At 59.5% G+C, this 15,825-nt stretch carries 13 protein-coding genes; 1 reads left to right on the forward strand and 12 read right to left on the reverse strand.

Translation table 11 applies throughout. The features are described 5' to 3' along the window. Positions 1 to 362 precede the first annotated feature (362 nt). A complete protein-coding gene (locus tag ACVWYU_RS15735; protein ID WP_457373078.1) occupies positions 363 to 1,301 on the forward strand; it encodes a site-specific integrase in 939 nt (312 codons plus the stop codon). Positions 1,302 to 1,311: 10 nt separating this feature from the next. Here ACVWYU_RS15735 and ACVWYU_RS15740 read toward each other — a convergent pair whose 3' ends face one another. The 12 genes from ACVWYU_RS15740 to ACVWYU_RS15795 all read right to left on the reverse strand — a co-directional run bounded on the left by ACVWYU_RS15740 (position 1,312) and on the right by ACVWYU_RS15795 (position 15,717). After that, complete coding sequence (locus ACVWYU_RS15740; protein ID WP_457373079.1) at positions 1,312 to 2,382, reverse strand: ABC transporter ATP-binding protein; 1,071 nt, start codon at positions 2,380 to 2,382, stop codon at positions 1,312 to 1,314. Beyond that, complete coding sequence (locus tag ACVWYU_RS15745) at positions 2,379 to 3,977, reverse strand: ABC transporter permease (protein ID WP_428846568.1); 1,599 nt, start codon at positions 3,975 to 3,977, stop codon at positions 2,379 to 2,381. Before ACVWYU_RS15745 ends, ACVWYU_RS15740 begins: the two co-directional genes overlap by 4 nt. Before the next feature lie 3 nt (positions 3,978 to 3,980). Next, positions 3,981 to 4,994 (reverse strand): iron ABC transporter substrate-binding protein, encoded by a 1,014-nt coding sequence (locus tag ACVWYU_RS15750; protein ID WP_247255665.1) that lies wholly within the window; start codon positions 4,992 to 4,994, stop codon positions 3,981 to 3,983. A gap of 310 nt (positions 4,995 to 5,304) precedes the next feature. Beyond that, on the reverse strand, positions 5,305 to 6,963 hold the full coding sequence (gene arnT / locus ACVWYU_RS15755) for a lipid IV(A) 4-amino-4-deoxy-L-arabinosyltransferase (RefSeq protein ID WP_457373186.1): 1,659 nt from the start codon (positions 6,961 to 6,963) through the stop codon (positions 5,305 to 5,307). 227 nt (positions 6,964 to 7,190) lie between these two features. Further along, complete coding sequence (pmrG, locus tag ACVWYU_RS15760) at positions 7,191 to 7,865, reverse strand: lipopolysaccharide core heptose(II)-phosphate phosphatase PmrG (protein ID WP_390955984.1); 675 nt, start codon at positions 7,863 to 7,865, stop codon at positions 7,191 to 7,193. A 301-nt stretch (positions 7,866 to 8,166) separates the two neighbouring features. Beyond that, positions 8,167 to 8,712, reverse strand: a complete 546-nt coding sequence (locus ACVWYU_RS15765; protein WP_390955985.1) for a PqiC family protein — start codon at positions 8,710 to 8,712, stop codon at positions 8,167 to 8,169. Positions 8,713 to 8,729: 17 nt separating this feature from the next. Next, on the reverse strand, positions 8,730 to 10,406 hold the full coding sequence (locus ACVWYU_RS15770; RefSeq protein ID WP_457373080.1) for a PqiB family protein: 1,677 nt from the start codon (positions 10,404 to 10,406) through the stop codon (positions 8,730 to 8,732). After that, positions 10,387 to 11,043, reverse strand: coding sequence for a paraquat-inducible protein A (locus ACVWYU_RS15775; RefSeq protein WP_457373081.1), 657 nt, complete (start codon positions 11,041 to 11,043; stop codon positions 10,387 to 10,389). The genes ACVWYU_RS15770 and ACVWYU_RS15775 overlap by 20 nt, the downstream gene beginning before the upstream one ends. Next, positions 11,040 to 11,636, reverse strand: coding sequence for a paraquat-inducible protein A (locus tag ACVWYU_RS15780; RefSeq protein ID WP_090322054.1), 597 nt, complete (start codon positions 11,634 to 11,636; stop codon positions 11,040 to 11,042). The genes ACVWYU_RS15775 and ACVWYU_RS15780 overlap by 4 nt, the downstream gene beginning before the upstream one ends. Positions 11,637 to 11,815: 179 nt before the next feature. Continuing rightward, positions 11,816 to 13,117 carry an NAD(P)/FAD-dependent oxidoreductase gene (locus ACVWYU_RS15785; RefSeq protein WP_457373082.1) on the reverse strand — a complete coding sequence of 434 codons (1,302 nt, stop codon included), beginning with the start codon at positions 13,115 to 13,117 and terminating at the stop codon, positions 11,816 to 11,818. Further along, a complete protein-coding gene (locus tag ACVWYU_RS15790) occupies positions 13,114 to 14,202 on the reverse strand; it encodes a polyamine ABC transporter substrate-binding protein (protein ID WP_247255659.1) in 1,089 nt (362 codons plus the stop codon). Before ACVWYU_RS15790 ends, ACVWYU_RS15785 begins: the two co-directional genes overlap by 4 nt. A 156-nt stretch (positions 14,203 to 14,358) precedes the next feature. Then, positions 14,359 to 15,717 carry a glutamine synthetase family protein gene (locus tag ACVWYU_RS15795; protein ID WP_090322043.1) on the reverse strand — a complete coding sequence of 453 codons (1,359 nt, stop codon included), beginning with the start codon at positions 15,715 to 15,717 and terminating at the stop codon, positions 14,359 to 14,361. Positions 15,718 to 15,825: the final 108 nt, after the last annotated feature.

Here is a 15,825-nt window from a genome sequence, read left to right on the forward strand (position 1 = left end):
AGTGAATAGCCTTTGAGGCTAGAAAATGGATCCAGTCGCATTCTAGACGCTAAAAAACACACTGCATCAACTACTTACTTGAGATTGGTGAGAAATACCATCAGTTGACTTTTCCTGCAACGGTCGGCAGGTTGAAAATGCCGAGGGTCGCCAGATCCGCCAGAGGTTATGCCCGATTTTGTGAAAGGAACATGAAAAAACGGTCGGCGAATCATTTATCCGGTATCTATTAAGCGACTGTTCAGATTTTTACCGGTGACTACTGCTTTTGCAAAAAAATCTTACACAAGTTTCGCATTTTATATGGTCTGTTTCCATCCTTAGTTGTTTCGTTGAATTGTTTTCATTCAAGGCCGTTTCGTTTGATTGACTTACCCGTTGTTGACCCGAATGCTCCCAGGACCAATCCGCTGACGCTGTATCTGGCGCGACTGGCGCCGTCCAGCCAATTGACCATGCGATATATCCTGCAGGACGCCGCCGATCGTCTGGGCTTTGAAGATGTGAACATCGAAGAAATCCCCTGGTATCAGTTGCAACCCGAGGATGTGATTGCACTGGTCGCCACCTTGCGCACGGACGGTTATGCGCCCAATACATCGTCGCTGTATGTCAATGCGGTGCGTGGGGTAATGAACGAGGCCTGGCGCATGAGCCTGATCAGCCAGGAGCACCTGTTGAAGATGCGCTCGGTCAAGGGTATTGCCGGCACGCGCCTGTCCCAGGGGCGCAATCTGCGGCGCACGCTGATTCAGGAACTGATGGAAGTGTGCGCCGCCGATCCGCGACCGCAAGGCCTGCGGGACGCGGCGATCATCGGGATTCTGTATGGCTCCGGGATGCGTAAATCGGAGTCGGTGAACCTGGATTTGAATCAGGTCGACTTCACGGAACGCAGCCTTCGGGTCACCGCCAAGGGCAATAAGCAGTTGATCAAATACGCCCCGGCCTGGGCGTTCGCCAAGCTCGACGCCTGGCTGGAACTGCGCCGTTCACAGCTCAAGGACGGTGAGTCGGACGACACCTTCCTGTTCAATCGCATACGTCGCGGCAGCCACATCACCCGTGAGCGCATCACCAAGCATGCGATTTACTACATCGCCCGCCAGCGGGGCGCCCAAGTGGGGGTGAAGATCATGCCCCATGATTTCCGGCGTTCGTTCATTACCCGGGTGATCGAGGAGCATGATTTGTCGATCGCCCAGAAACTCGCCCATCACAGCAACATCCAGACTACGGCCAATTACGATGTGCGCGATGACAATGAACGGCGCCGGGCGGTTGATCGCTTCGACCTTTGAGGGGGAGGGTTCAGGGTTCGCTCAGTACATGGGCGTGACCGATGGTCGAGACCTGAACGGTACTTCCCGTCGGTGGCGCGTAGAGGCCTGAGCTGCGCACCAGCAGTGATCGACCTGGCTGCTCGTCAGTGTTCAATGGCTGCAACTCGACGGTCAGTGTGCAGGTATTGCCGCTGAAATCCCGTTCGGTTACCACTGCTTGGCAACCGCTACCCTCTGCACTGTTGGGGACGATGCTGGTCAACTGCAACTGCTCTGGCCGCAGCATGATCTGCGCCGAACTGTTATTGCGGTGGTTGTTGACCGGGATCCGGCCCAGATCGCAATGGGCCCAGCCGGCCTCGATGCGCGCAGGCATGACCACGGCGTCGCCGAGAAACAGCGCCGTCTCCTCATCCTCGGGATAGCGGTAAAGGTCCAGGGGATGCCCGGACTGCACCAGCCGTCCATTACGCATGACGGCCAATTGATCGGCGAAGGACAGCGCCTCGCTCTGGTCGTGGGTGACCAGAATGGTGGTCACGCCGGCGTCCGCCAGCAATCGCGCGACCAGTTTGCGCATGGCGGCGCGCAAGCCGGTATCGAGCGCCGAAAACGGTTCATCCAGCAGCATCAGCCGCGGTTGCTGGGCGAGGGCACGCGCCAGCGCGACACGTTGCTGCTGACCACCGGACAGCTCATGGGGCCAGCGTTCGGCCATGCGCGCGTCAAGGGCAACGCTGTCCATCAATTCAGCGATGCGTTCTTGCCGTTCCTGGCCCTTGCTGGCCAGCCCGAAGCCGATATTGGCGGCCACGGTCATGTGCGGAAACAAGGCGCCGTCCTGGGGGACATAGCCAATCAAACGTTGGTGCGCCGGCACCTCATGGGTGCTGTCGACCAGGGTCTGGCCGTTGAGCGAAAGGCGACCGGTATCGGGAAATTCGAAACCGGCGATCATCCGCAGCAAGGTGGTTTTGCCCGACCCTGACGGACCGACAATCACCGTGCGGCTGCCCGTCGGCACCGACAGGCTGACGTTATCCAGGGCCCGATGGGAACCGTAGGATTTAGAGATCGAATGCAGTTCTAGAGCGTTCATCGGCCAGCCGTTTTCTTGGATTGGTGATAAAGGAGCCCGGTCAGCGGAAGCGACAGGACAATCATCAGCAGTGCGTAGGGCGCTGCGGCGGCGTAATCAATTTCACTGGTCATGGCCCAGAACCCGGTCGCCAGCGTACGCGTGCCGTTGGGGGCAAGCAGCAGGGTGGCGGTCAGCTCATTGGTGATCGCCAGGAACACCAGCGCGGCACCCGCTGCAGCGCCCGGTGCGGCCAGGCGCAAGGTGATCAGCCACAATGCCCGGGCGGGTGAGCGACCCAGGCTGCGCGCGATGTTTTCCAGTTCAACCGGCGCCTGGGCGATACCGGCACGCAGGCTCACCAGGGCGCGGGGCAGGAACATCAGCAGGTACGCCAGCAACACGGTGATCGTGGTCTGGTAAATCGGCCGGGCAAACTGGATGGTCGCCGTCACCAATGCCAGCGCCACGACGATCCCCGGCAACGAACTGGTGATGTAGTTGCAACCTTCCAGCAGCCGTTGCAAGCGGCCCGGTGAGCGAATCGACAGCCAGGCAATCGGAATCGCGGCGCAGGTTGTCAGCACGGCACCCGCCACACCCAACAGCAGCGTCTGCTCCAGGGCCGGGAGTAGCTCGGGCAAATCCCAGACCTCGGCACCGCCGGCGATCAGCCATTTGCCCAGGGTGATCAACGGTACGCCCAATGCCAGGACGCAGGTGATGACCTGCAAAGCCAGCGCAAGGGCCTTCAACGAGCTGCCCAGTTGCACCACCCGTTGCTCCCGTGCGCTGCCTGAACCGACGCGGGCGTAACGCGCGTTGCCACGGGCCGCCGATTCTGCGGTCAGCATCGCCAGGCAACACAGGGCCAGTATGCCGGCCAGCAGGTTGGCGGCCGGTCCGTTGAAGGTGGACTTGAACTGATCGAAGATCGCTGTGGTGAAGGTGTCGAAGCGGATCATTGCATACAGGCCGTACTCGGCCAGCAGGTGCAAGCCAACCAGCAAGGCACCGCCGCAGATGGCCAGGCGCAACTGCGGCAACACCACGCGGAAAAACACCGCCCAGGGCTTGAGTCCAAGGGATTCGCCGACGTCTTCAATGGCCGGGTCGAGTCGACGCAGCGTTGCGGCGACCGGCAGGTAAAGGAACGGGAAGTAGGCGATGACCGACACCAGAACCCCGGCGAACAACCCGTGAATCGGCGGGACCAGGCTGACCCAGGCATAACTGTGAACGAACGCCGGCACCGCCAGCGGCGCGGTGGCCAGCAACGACCACCAGCGTCGCCCCGGCAAATCCGTGCGTTCCGTCAGCCAGGCCAGCGCCACACCCAGTGCGATGCACAAGGGAATGGTGATGACGACCAGCAGCACGGTATTGACCAGCAATTCGCCGACTCGCGGCCGGAACACCAGCGGCACGAGGGTGGACCAGCCAGTCTCCAGGTAAACGCCGATGACGAACGCGATGGGGAGCAGCGCCAGCAACGAAACCAGCACCGACAGACCGATGACCCACGCGCCACCACGGCTCGCGAACCGGCCGCGTGATCGACGACGCAGGTGGGTGGGCATCGCCTCGGCGATGCCCACCGGCAGGGTTTCAGGCAACAATTAAAGCAGTCCGGCCTGAGTCATGAGCTCCACGGCTTTCTTGCTGTCGAGTTTGGAAGCATCGACAGTCGGCGCGTCAAGCTGCTGCAAAGGCACCAGTTTGGGGTTGGATTGAGCATTCTTGCCCACGGCGTATTCAAAGGAATTGCCGTTCTTGAGCGTGGCCTGGCCTTCCTTGCCCGTCACGTATTTGAGGAATGCCTGGGCTTGTTCCTTGTGTTGGCTGGAGGCGAGGACGCCGCCACCCGAGATGCTGACAAAGGCACCCGGATCCTTGTGTTTGAAGTAGTGCAGGGCCGTGTTCTTGCTGTTTTCGCCCGTCTTGGACTGATCGACCAGGCTGTAATAGTGGTAGATCACACCACTGTCGATCTGCCCGGCATTGACCGCCTTGAGCACAGAGCTGTTGCCCCGGTAGGCGGTGAAGTTGGTTTTCATTGCCTTGAGCCACTCGAGGGTAGCGGCTTCGCCTTTCTGCTCCAGGATGGCGGCGACGATGGCCTGGAAGTCGGCACCGCCCGGCGACGCTGCCCAGCGACCTTTCCAGGCTGGCGCGGCGAGGTCCATGATCGATTTCGGCAGTTCCGTTTCCGACAGTTTGCTCGGGTTATAGACGAACACGGTGGAGCGGGCTGCGATTCCAACCCATTTACCGTGGGCGGGACGGTAGGCGGAGTCGACTTGTTCCAGGGTGGTTTTGTCGACGGGCGCGAACAGACCCGCGTTATCGACCAGGACCATGGCTGGAGAGTTTTCTGTCAGGAACACGTCAGCGGGTGACGCGGCGCCTTCCTGCACGATCTGATTGCCCATCTCGGTGTCGTCACCATTGCGCAAGGTCACGGGAATACCGGTTTCCTGGGTAAAGCCTTCGACCCAGGCCTTGGTCAGGCCTTCGTGTTGCGCGTTGTAAACCACAATGCCGACGCTGTCGGCCGCATACACATGGCCGGCACTCACCAGGGCGGTGGCCAGCAGGGCTTTTTTCAGGAATGAAGGCAAACGGGAAATCATGCGGTGGCAGCTCCGGCTTTTTGGAATTGAACACGTGGAGTCGACGAGGATAGGTTGTCGCGAATCATAGTTCAATAGGAATCATTTGCATGTTTGGCGGGCGAATGTAGTGCGGAGAATGAGAAAAAAACGTCAAAAAAACCGTTAATTCCTGTCATTTGGCGTTGAGGAGAAGGCCGGTGAAGGCTCAGGCACAGGCTTTTTCGAAGATGCCTTGCGTGGTGCTGCCGTTGACCCGAAAGCCATGCACCCCATATGCAAAAAACCGAGAACCCCATTTGAAGTTCTCGGTTTTTTATATCAATCGCCGTCAGGGCTGACTTTGCGGGAAGATCAGGATTTCCAGTTCGCCGCGTTGAAAACGCTGGCCGTCGACGGGGAGTGCCTCGACTTCCTGGATTTCATCGACACTCTTGACCCGCATGACGACGCCGACCGAGCCCTTTTTGCGCGCCTCGGTCATCCATTGTCCAACGTTATCCATGGTGACCTTGCGCGAAGCCATGGCCGGGTCGCTGAGGCCGTATTTCAACTCGCCGATCACATTGTAGAGATCGACTTGAGGACGTTTCACCAGCCAGGACAGGGCGGAAGCGGCGCCCAGATCATTACTGAGCAATGAAGTGGTCTGCTTCAGGCTGTCCAGATGCTCGGCGATAAACCGGTCGGGCATTTTGCTGTCGACAATCTGGCTCGGCATGGCGGCCGGCAACAGCGCGACCAGCAGCCAGATGCCGAGTGCCGGCATCGCCCAAAGCTCCAGGGGGCGCAGGATCTGCAAGGCGTTGGCGATAATCCAGCCGACCAACACGATGTAAACCATGGACAGGCTGAACATCTCGGTATTCGAGTAGATCTCCCTGGTCGCCTGCAGGTAGAGCAAAGCCAGCAATGCGCTGGTGGCAATGACGACGTTCAGCCATCCGTTGATGCGAAGCGTCCGGCGTTGTGCCAGGGCCAGCAACTCAGTCACGGCATGTCCCATCAGCAACGCCAGCGGCAACAGGCACGGCATGATGTAGGTCGGCAGTTTGCCGCTGCTCATGCTGAACACGGCCAATGGCAACAACAGCCAGAGCAGGAGAAAAACGAAGGCAGGTTGGCGCTTGTTCTTCCAGGCCTGGATGAATGTCGTTGGCAACAGCGCCGCCCACGGCAGACTCGAGACTACCAGCATCGGCAGGTAGAACCACCACGGGCGGGCGTGCTGTGCGTTATCGGCAGCGAAACGGCGCACGTGCTCGTTCCAGAAGAAAAAGTTCCAGAAATCCGGTTCTCTATGGTGGATGGCAAGCACCCACGGCAGGCAGACGATGACCGCCACCAGTACCGCCAGTGAACCGTAACCCAACAATTCCTTGATGCGACGCTGCCAAAGCATATAAGGCAGCGCGATCAGTGCTGGCAACAGCCAGGCGAGGAACCCTTTGGTCATGAAACCCATGCCGCAGGCGAAGCCCAATAATACCCAGGCCCCCAGCCGACCACGGCTGGTACGGCTGTCGAGGGCAAACCACAGCATGACCAGGCTCAAGTTGACCCAGAACGTGAACTGCGGGTCCAGGTTGGCGTACCCGGCCTGGCCGGCGATCAGGCCGAAGCTCATGTAGAACAGCGCGCACGCAAAACTTTTGCGCGGATCGTTCCAGAGGCGGCGGCTGATCAGGTAGACCAGCAAGACACTCAGGCCGGTACTCACCGCCGAGGCGATCCGTACCCCGAACAGGTTTTCGCCAAACACCGCCTGGCCGATGGCAATCATCCAGTAACCGGCAATCGGTTTTTCGAAGTAACGGATACCCATGAAATGCGGTGAGACCCAATTACCGCTCAGCAGCATTTCCTGACTGATCTGGGCGTAGCGGGTTTCGTCGGGAATCCACATGCCATGGGTCATCAATGGCAACAGGTAAAACGCCACGAACGCGACGACCAGGGCAAGCATGATCCAGCGCTCGCTGTAACGCATTGGCTGGGAGGCGTTGTGGGGCAGGCCGTCTACGGATCGGGGTAAAGAAGGGTGGTGCGTCATTGCTCGTCCTTGGTGCTCAGAAGTTGCCGGGAATTATGGGTGTTTTTAGATGTTTGGCTGACGGCGCAGAATTTTTTCTGTGTCATTTGATTTCAGCATGGGTTCAATAAATGGTTGGGGACTATTGATTGTATTCGCAACTTCCGTACAAGCCTGATCGTTGTTCAGCTTTTTTGATCAGATAACGAGTGCCAGTCTTGTGCCTTGATGATGCCCACGACCTGAAGCTGCCCGTCGTTCGCAATATGAACAAACAATGAACTGCCATATTCAGCGGTGGCGGCATGTTTAAAACCGGTTTGGGCCTCAAAATCGGCGATGCAGCCGCTGTGCGTCACCAGGATCAGATTGTGTCCGGCCCGCTTGTGCGCCACGACATCGTTGCGCAGGGTTTTACCGCAAGTGGCGAGCCAATCCTGGGCCTGCGCATCTTTGTCAAACATGTAATGTGCAGTTTGCATCGTGCGGGTCAGCGGGCTGGACAGGACATCGGCCTGCGTCATCCCCAGGCCCTGCAAGCCTTGCCCCACTGCCTTGGCCGCCTCACTGCCCAGGCGGGTAATACCGTCAGGCGGCCCCAGGCAAGGGTTGGTCGAGCGGTCGCAGCGTTCGGCGTGTCGCACCAGGACCACGACCTCGCCAGCCGCCCATTGTTGCAACAGTTGCGCCCTGGCTTGCGTCCCGGCGTCCACCAGGTTGACTGGAGATCGTTGCCACCAGGCAAAACCGCTCATCAGCGCAGTGACCAGCAGCACACCGCCGAACGCCAGCAGCGATTTGAACAGGCGCGTTGCCTTGACGGGGGGCTTCGACCCTTTGTGCGAAATGCTGTTGACCAAGTTTTTTCCACCTGTCGGGGCGCATTTGAATGGGCTGTTGATAAACAGGATTCGAACGGCGCTGAATGATTGCCTCGTAACCAAGAGGGCGTTTTAGTCGCGATGAAAACTAAATCCGTGCAAGTGTCAGGGGGGTGAAATGAATGTGAAAAAAATGCAATGAAGCCCCAATCGGCTAATTAGTGGGTTATTGGTAACGCTTGTCTCTTACTGGAGCGGCGTTGCAGTTGAACTAACAGCCAAAAAAACAGCTCAACGGCGACCCGGTCACCGCTGAGTCCCGGGCAGAGACCGGGTGAGATCAGGTTGACGGGCAACTCGAGCGGGTGCCCGTGGCGCCCTGGCTGATCAGTGCGGCGAGGCGTTTGACGTTGGTCTGTTGTGCCGCCACCAATTCGTCTATGGATGGCCCGGATGGCGTCTGCAAGGTACTGCGACAGGTCATCAGGATCTCATCGCCGGCGCGCAGACGCCATTTCACATCGATCAACCCGTACTGACCGGGGATTGAATCAAAACGCTGCACCACCAACCGCACCGAGACTTTGCGTTGAGGATTGCTGTTGACCATCTGATCGAGCAGGGCACTGCGCAACTCATCCACCAGACTCGCTCCCCACCACTGGGTTTCGAGGATCGCCATGCCCGTATTGCCCTGGCGCACGACAATCTGTGGACGATCGACCTGAGGTGGAACGATCAGGCTTTCTATCTGGATATCCGTAGTGGTTCTGGTATTGCTGCTCGGTTGAGCCGGGGTCAGGGTGTGAAACTGAATCGGATCGCTGCGACAGGCAACGAGCAATGCCAGCGTAGCGATCAACGCAAATTTCAGCGGAAAAACCATGGGGGATGCTCCTGTGGTCATTTGCTCGGTGGTCCTTGCAGATCGATGGGCGCTGCGTTGTCGGGGCGACCGCGAATCAGCGATTCCGGGTGCCGGCCCAGATAGTCCGTCAGATCACGCAAGGAGCGTGAGGTGCGTCCGAGTTCATTCAGGGTCTGGTCCAGTTTTTCTCGTTGGGGCGAATCATCGGCCAGGGTGGAATGGGCAGATTGAAGTGTCGAGTTGGCCGTTTGCAGGGTCTTGCTGACGTCCGAAAGCGTGTTATGCACCCCAGGCAGGGTCTTGGCATTGAACTGCCCCAGGCTTTTGCGCAGTTCAACCAGGTTGCTGTCGAGATTGCTGGCAATGCGCTCGATCGGCAGCTGGTTGATCTTGGTGAGCATGGCTTCGAGTTTTTCCTGCAGTTGTTCGAGACTGCCAGGAATCGTTGGAATCATGACCGGTCGCGCGTTGGCATCGAAGGTGACTTTTTCCGCTTTCGGGTAGAAGTCCAGCGCGATGTACAACTGGCCGGTCAGCAGATTGCCGGTGCGAGCCTGGGCGCGCAGGCCGTTCTCGACGAAGGAACCTATCAGCCGCACACCGCCGGCTTCATCGTTGGGGTCATGTTTCATCTCTTTGAGCATTTTCTGGTGAGCCTGACCCAGGCGTTGCGGGTAGATCACGATCCCGACATTGATCGGAAAGCTGCGTTTTTGCGCGTCGAAATCAAGATTGACTCCGACCACCTTGCCAATCTCCACGCCCTGGAATTCGACCGGAGCATCAACCTTTAGCCCGCGCAACGCCTGATCGAAACGCAGGGCCAGGTACTGTGGCTTGCCATTGGGTGGGGCGAGGGCGGTTTGCTGGTCCTCGAACAGTTCGTAGGTGTATTCCTCCGCGGCCGGCTTGTCGTCGGGACTGAATTCAGGCGCACGGAAGGCAATGCCGCCGACCAGCAAGGCGGACAAGGATTCGGTCTTGACCGCAAAGCCGTTGGCACCGACGCTCACATCGACGCCACTGGCATTCCAGAAGCGGGTGTTCTCCGTGACGTACTGATCATTGGGGGCGTGGACGAACAGGTCGATGTTCACACCCTTGCCATCAGGGTCCAGGGCAAAGGCGACGACCTGGCCGACCGGGATCTTGCGGTAGTACACCGGAGAGCCGATATCCAGCGACCCCAGGTCCTGGGTATGCAGGGTGAAGCGCTTGCCCGGCTCGCCATAGGTAATGGGGGGCGGGTTTTCCAGACCCTTGAAGTTTTTCGCCCGGGCATTGGCCTGGCCGATATCGGCACCGATGTAATCGCCAGACAACAGGGTATCGATACCCGACACGCCGCCAGCCCCGATTCTTGGGCGCACCACCCAGAATTTGGAGTCTGCGCGGGTAAAGCTTTCCGCCTGCTTGGCCAGTTTGACGGTTGCATTGACGCTCTTCTGGTCATTGCTCAGTTCCACGTCCGTGACTTGACCGATCACCACGTTGCGGTATTTGACCTCGGTCTTGTTCGCGGTCAGGCCGTCACCGGTCTTGAAGGTGACGGTGATGGTCGGCCCCTCCTGCAGGATGCTGTGCACCACCAGGGAAATGCCCACCAACACCGCGACAATCGGCACGATCCAGACCAGCGATACGCTGAAACGGCGGGTCTTGATGGGTGCCGGTCCGGGAACCTGTGCCCCTTCAGTGGCTAGCTGCTTCATCCATGACCTCCTCGTTGTGTGGGGCATGCGGTTTCTCATCCCAGATCAGGCGCGGATCGAAACTCATCGCCGAGAGCATGGTGAACACCACCACCAGGCCAAAGAACAAAATGCCGGCCCGGGGCTCGATGTCGGCCAGGGCCTGAAACTTCACCAGTGAGGCCACCAGGGCCACCACTATCACGTCGAGCATGGACCAGTAACCGATGACCTCGACGAAGCGGTACAGCTGTGAGCGCTCCTTGCGCGCCCAGTGGCTGTCGCGTTGCACCGTCACCAGCAATAACGTAATGGCCACGAACTTGATGCCGGGCACCGCGATACTGGCGATAAAGATGATCAGGGCGATGTCCCAGGAACCGGATTCCCAGAACTCCAGCACCCCGCTCATGATCGTGCTGTCAGCGCCATGGCCGACCATCTTGGTGTTCATCACCGGCAACAGGTTGGCCGGGATGTAAAACACCAGGGATGTGAACAGGTAGGCCCAGGTGCGTGTCAACGAATTGGTCTTGCGCCGGTGCAGCGGGGCCCCGCAGCGTTGGCATTCATGGGGATTGTGGGTCATGTCGCAAGCCAGGCCGCAGCTGTGACACAGGCACAGGCCCAGTTCGCTGGCGACCGGAGGCGTTGTCATAGGATGTCCCACAGTTCGCGAATATCGCGCCCGGCGATGCGGATCATCATCAGGCTGAGGATGGCCAGGGCAATCAGACCGATGCCCGGCAACACATCGAGAAAACCCGCGAGTTTGATCACCGCGACCATCGCGCCCAACAGGCAGACTTCCAGCATGCTCCAGGGGCGCAGGGTTTCCAGCCAGCGCATGCAGAACTTGAAAGCCGGTGAGCGTCTGGAGGCGAGGGCGTAACCGAGGACCCAGATCAGCAGCAACAATTGGAAGATCGGCGCGATGATCATGGCGATGGCTGCCACCATGGCGATGAACGTGATAGGCCCCAGACTGAGCGCCATGACCGAATCCCAGAGCGTCGCACTGTTTTTCAGGCCCTTGAGGCTGATGCTCATCACCGGGTAGAAGTTGGCGAAAATCCACAGCATCAACGCGGTAAGGGTCAAGGCCAGGCGTTGCTGGAGTGTCAAGCCGTTATAGCGCTGCAGCACACCGCCGCAGCGGGTGCACAGGGTTTTCTGGTATTTGGCGAGCGTGACTTTCTCGTACACACAGTCGCAGTGCTCGCAGATGATCAGGTGGTCAGTCGTCGCCATTGGCCAAGCTCGACAGGAGGCAGGAAGTTCAGAGCACACCCTCAATATAGAAGTGCCTCGCGATTGAGCAAATCGAAAGGCTGTTTGAGGACGGAAAAAGGTTGGCTGATCAGCCGGATACCTGTGGCGAGGGGGCAAACGCCCTCACCACAGGATTGGTTTAGCGCTTGAAGCCAATCTCAACCCAGCATTTCACGCGTGCGATACCACAGCATGCCGAGGGCCAGCAGTGGCGAACGCAGAACGCGGCCGCCGGGAAAGGTCATGTGCGGCACGGCGCTGAACACATCAAAACCATGGCTTTGGCCGGCGTGGATCGCTTCGCCCAGCAGTTTGGCGCACCAGTGGGTCACGTTCAGGCCATGACCGGAATAACCCTGGGCGTAGAACACATTGGGGTGCTGACTCAGGCGCCCGACCTGCGGGAAACGATTGGCCGTAATGCCGATCATGCCGCCCCACTGATAATCGATGCGCACGCTGGCCAGTTGCGGGAAGACCTTGAGCATCTGCGGGCGCATATAGGCTGTGATGTCCCGCGGATCGCGCCCGGAGTAATGGCAGGCACCGCCGAACAGCAGGCGCCGGTCGGCCGATAAGCGATAGTAATCCAGGCCGACTTTCTGGTCGCACAGGGCCAGGTTGTGCGGTATCAACTGCGCGGCGAGCTCTGCCGACAAGGGTTCGGTGGCGATGATGTAGCTGCCCGCCGGCAGTACTTTGCCGCTGAGTTTCGGCTCAAGTTCTTCCAGGTGTGCGTTGCAGGCCAGCACCAGGCTGCCGGCGCGCACCGTGCCACCGGCACAGCGCACCTGCACGGTGCTGCCATGGATCAACTCCAGCACCGGGCTCTGCTCTAAGATCCGTACGCCCAGGGACTCGGCGACTTTCGCCTCGCCCAATACCAGGTTCAGTGGGTGCAAATGCCCTGACCCCATGTCCACGAGACCGCCGGCATACACGCCGGAGTTCACCACCTGCTCACGGATCTGCCCCGGTTCGATCAGGCGGGTCTCATGGGCGTAACCCGTTTCCTTCAGCCCGGCGTATTCGGCTTTCAGGCCGGCGAACTGCGCCGGGGTGTTGGCCAGCTCGCAAAAACCCCAGCGCAGGTCGCAGTCGATACCGTGTTCGCGGATACGCTGGCCCACCAGTGCCACTGATTCGATACCCGCCTGCTCCAGATAACGCACGCCGTCGGCGCCGATGTGCCGGGCAAAACCGCTGACGTCATGGCCGATGCCGCGGATCAACTGGCCACCGTTGCGCCCGCTGGCGCCCCAGCCAATCCGCCGGGCTTCCAGCAGGATCACCGAGAGCCCGCGCTGGGCCAGTTCGATGGCGGTGTTGACCCCGGTGAAGCCGCCGCCAATCACACAGACATCCGCGACCAGGTCCCCGGCCAGCTCGGTCCGGGGCGCCATGCCCCTGGCCGAGGCGGCGTAGTAGGAGTGAGTGTGTTCCTGGGTGTACTGGTTCATTGGTTGGACTTCACTTTGCTCCAGGAACGGGTCATCAGACGCATGATCGACTGCGGCGGGGTGGTGGAAATGTACAGTTTGTCGAGCACTTCCTGGGATGGGTAAACCTCGGGATTGTTCACCAGTTCAGCCTCCATGAACTGCTTGGCGGGCGGGTTCGGGTTGGCGTAGCCGACCGAGGCGCTGACCTTGGCGATCACCTGAGGATCGAGCAGGTAATTGATGAAGGCATGGGCTTCTTTCGGATTGCTGGCGTCGGCCGGGATGGCCAGCAGGTCGAACCACAAGTTGGCGCCTTCCTTGGGAATGGCGTAGGCGATGTTCACGTTGTTCTTGGCTTCCTTGGCCCGGTTGGCGGCCTGGAACACATCGCCGGAGTAACCGAATGCGACGCAGATATCGCCGTTGGCCAGGTCCGACACGTACTTGGAGGAGTGGAAGTAGGTGACGTACGGACGGATGCTCAACAGCTTGGCTTCGGCTTTCTTGAAGTCCTCGGGGTTTTCGCTGCGCGGGTCCATGCCCATGTAGTTGAGCACCGCGGGGAACACTTCATCCGCCGAGTCCATGATGGACACGCCGCACTGGCTGAGCTTCTTGATGTTTTCCGGTTCGAACAGCACGGCCCAGGAGTCGATGTGGTCGATGCCCAGCACCTGCTTGACCTTGTCGACGTTGTAACCGATGCCGTTGGTGCCCCACAGGTACGGCACCGAGTGGGCGTTACCCGGATCGTTTTTCTCGAGCAGGGCCAGCAGTTTCGGGTCGAGGTTCTTGAAGTTCGGCAATTGCTCGCGATCCATCTTGAGGAACGCGCCGGCTTTCACCTGGCGAGCGAGGAAGTGGTTGGACGGCACCACCACGTCATACCCGGTGCGTCCGGCGAGCAGTTTTCCTTCCAGGGTTTCATTGGAGTCGAAAACGTCATAGATCACCTTGATCCCGGTTTTGGCCTGGAAGTCGGCGAGGGTGGTCTCACCGATGTAATCGGTCCAGTTGTAGACGCTGACCTGTGGCTGAGCCTGGGCAACGGCGCTGAACAAAACAGTCAGCGCGACCGGAACCACGGATTTCAATAGACGCATATCGACACCTCTTCGAATTATTGGATTTTTTCAGGTGATTCTTCGGCCCCTGTGGGAGCGGGCTTGCCCGCGATTGGGCCGGCATATTCAGCATCATCGTTGACTGACAGGCCGCCATCGCGGGCAAGCCCGCTCCCACAGGGATGTGTGATCTTCCTAGACGCTGAGCATCAGGAACTCACGCTCCCAGGAGCTGATGACCCGCTTGAAGTTCTCGTGCTCGGCGCGTTTGACCGCGACATAGCCACGCACGAACTTGCTGCCCAGGTAGCGGCTGACGGTCTCGCATTCTTCCATCTGCGACAGCGCTTCCTCGATGGTGATCGGCAGGCGCAGGTTGCGACGCTCATAGGCGCGACCCTGGACCCCGGCGCTCGGTTCGACGCCCTCGACCATGCCGAGGAAACCGCAGAGCAAACTGGCGGCGATGGCCAGGTAAGGGTTGGCGTCTGCACCCGGCAAGCGGTTTTCCACGCGCATCGCCTCCGGGCTGGAGGTCGGCACGCGCAGGCCGACGGTACGGTTTTCTTCGCCCCACTCAACGTTCACCGGTGCCGAGGTATCCGGCAGGAAGCGGCGGAACGAGTTGACGTTCGGCGCGAACATCGGCAGCACTTTCGGGATGTATTTCTGCAGGCCACCGATGTGGTGCAGGAACAGCTCGCTCATGTTGCCGTTTTCATCGGCGAAGATCGGCTTGCCGGTGGCGATTTCCACTACGCTCTGGTGAATGTGCATGGCGCTGCCGGGCTCATCGCCAATCGGCTTGGCCATGAAGGTCGCCGCCACGTTGTGCTTGAGCGCGGCTTCGCGCAGGGTGCGCTTGAACACCGTGATCTGGTCGGCCAGGTCCAGGGCGTCACCATGGCGGAAGTTGATTTCCATCTGCGCCGGGCCGTCTTCGTGGATCAGCGTGTCGAGATCCAGGCCTTGCAGCTCGCACCAGTCGTAGACGTCTTCGAACAACGGGTCAAACTCGTTGGCGGCATCGATGGAGAACGACTGGCGACCACTTTCGGCACGGCCCGAGCGGCCCATCGGTGCCTTGAGCGGCAAGTCCGGGTCTTCGCAGCGCTGGGTCAGGTAGAACTCCATTTCCGGCGCGACAATCGGCTTCCAGCCCTTGTCGGTGTAGAGCTGCAAGACTTTCTTCAGCACGTTGCGTGGCGACAGCTCGATCGGGTTGCCGAATTTGTCGAAGGTGTCGTGAATCACGATGGCGGTCGGCTCGATGGCCCAAGGCACCACGTACACCGCGTCGGACACCGGCTTGCAGACCATGTCGATGTCGGCCGGGTCGAGCAGGTCGTAGTAGATGTCGTCGTCGACAAAGTCCCCGGTTACCGTTTGCAACAACACACTTTCCGGCAGGCGCATGCCTCGCTCATGCAGGAACTTGTTGGTGGGTGCGATTTTGCCGCGTGCAATGCCGGTCAGGTCGCTGACGACGCACTCGACTTCGGTAATCTTGTGATCTTTCAGCCAAGTGAACAGCTGATCGAAAGGGACATTCATAAAGACCTCGTTATTGGTTTTATTAACGCCAGGAGAAGCCGATTTCATCTTTCGGACACTTCCCCTGTAGCGCGTTGACGACTATCTTGGGCGAGCCTTGCGCTTCCA

The sequence above is a fragment of the Pseudomonas sp. TE12234 genome (assembly GCF_054061835.1).